Raw genomic sequence first — 1580 nt, 5'->3', positions numbered from 1 at the left:
ACACAACCCCACAAACATCTAAAAATACACCCCCCCCCCCAGCCCCCGCGACTAGTCCTCGGCCCCGCCACCCCCGCCCCCCCCGCGCCGAGCCGCTCCTGCTTCCCGGCTCCCCGCCCGCCCACTGTGCGCGCAGTCGAATATGTAGACCGACCGATATATTTTTCCCGTTTGCAGCGCCCCGTTCGAGGCCCCGCCGCGTGGCGAAGCCGAGGGCGAACCACCCCGCACAGGAAGTCGGGCAGGCCGACTTCCTGTGCGCACCGCGAGCGCGATCGAATCTGTAGACCGGTCGGTATATTCACTCCGAGGCCGACGGCGCGAGCCCGTGGGCAAGGCTGTACGGCGCACGTGTCGCGGTTCCGCAGGGCGAGGGTTCAGCGCAGCAGGTGCTCCAGCTGGTCGAGAGCGGTGGGCAGGTCGCGGGGGCGCAGGGCGCCCGGGGGGCGGCGGGGGCCGGTCCAGCCGGGGCCGGCGGTCAGGACGACGGGGCGGGTGCGGGCACCGTGGGGGCCCCAGGCGGTCTCGGCGACACGGCGGGCCAGGGCCCGGTCGGCGGTGCGGGCGACCTGGGACCAGAGCAGGACGGCGGGCGGGCCGGTGCGGCGGACCGCTTCCAACAGGGCTTCGGCCGGCAGGGCCGGGCCGAACATCCGAAACGGCAGGCCCCGTTCGGCCAGTCCCGCGGCCAGCGCCTCCAGCGGCAGGGCATGCAGTTCGGCGGGCATGCCCGCGAGCAGGACGGCCGGACCCTGCGGCGGCTCGGCCCGGTCGGCGGCGCGGCGCAGAGCGGCGGCGACGTGCCAGGACAGCAGGTGCTCGACCTCGACGTAGCGCTCGCCCTCGGCAACCCACTTGCGGCCGGCGGCGCGCAGGGCGGGCATCATCACCTCGGTCCAGGCGGCGACCGGGCCGAGGGTGTCGACGCTGTGTCGCAGGATCCGGGCGAGCTCGGGGGCGTCGAGGCGAACGGCCGCGCGGGCCAGCCCCCGGCATTCGGGGCGGACGGTGCCGACGGGCAGGGTGTTCCCGCCGCCGGGGGCCCGCCCGCCGGCAAGCGGCCCCGGCGGCTCGGACGGCCCGGACACCTCGGACGTCTCTGGCGGCCCCGGCGGCTCGGACGGCCCGGGCGGCCCTGGGGCCTCGGCGGCGAGGGCGAGGCGGGCGGCCTCGGCCGGGGTGACGCCGCGGGCGGTCAGGCGGCACATCTCCGCCAGGACGGCAACGTCCCGCGGGCTCCACTGGCGGTGGCGCCCGGGGTCACGCTGGGCGGGACCGATGCCGTAGCGGCGTTCCCAGGAGCGGACCGTGGTCGGGGAAACGCCGAGCATGCGGGCGAGGGCACCGGTGGTCAGGCTGGCCTGGGCCGGCGGCCGGCCGGCGGAGGCAGACACGGGGACGGGGACCGGGACGGGCACATGCGTGAGCCTATGCGGGGCGGGCCGGGGCAGCGGGCGTCGCGGATGCGGGGCGGCGCAGCAGGGCTCGCTCCGCGGAAGCCATCGGTGTGGGGCGGGGGCGGGGGCCCGCGCGCCGCCGGCCGCCCCCCCCCGCCCCGCGCGGGGGGGGGGTTTTGTGTG

At 77.6% G+C, this 1580-nt stretch carries 1 protein-coding gene; it reads right to left on the bottom strand.

Annotated elements, in window-relative coordinates; translation table 11 throughout:
- Positions 1-377: 377 nt before the first annotated feature.
- Complete coding sequence (locus ACFV6I_RS15245; RefSeq protein WP_380425577.1) at positions 378-1418, bottom strand: MerR family transcriptional regulator; 1041 nt, start codon at positions 1416-1418, stop codon at positions 378-380.
- Positions 1419-1580: the final 162 nt, after the last annotated feature.

This window comes from Kitasatospora sp. NPDC059803 (assembly GCF_042732255.1).
GTDB lineage: Bacteria > Actinomycetota > Actinomycetes > Streptomycetales > Streptomycetaceae > Kitasatospora.
The sequence above is the reverse complement of the archived record's forward strand: the minus strand, read 5'-3'. Positions and strand labels throughout refer to the sequence as shown.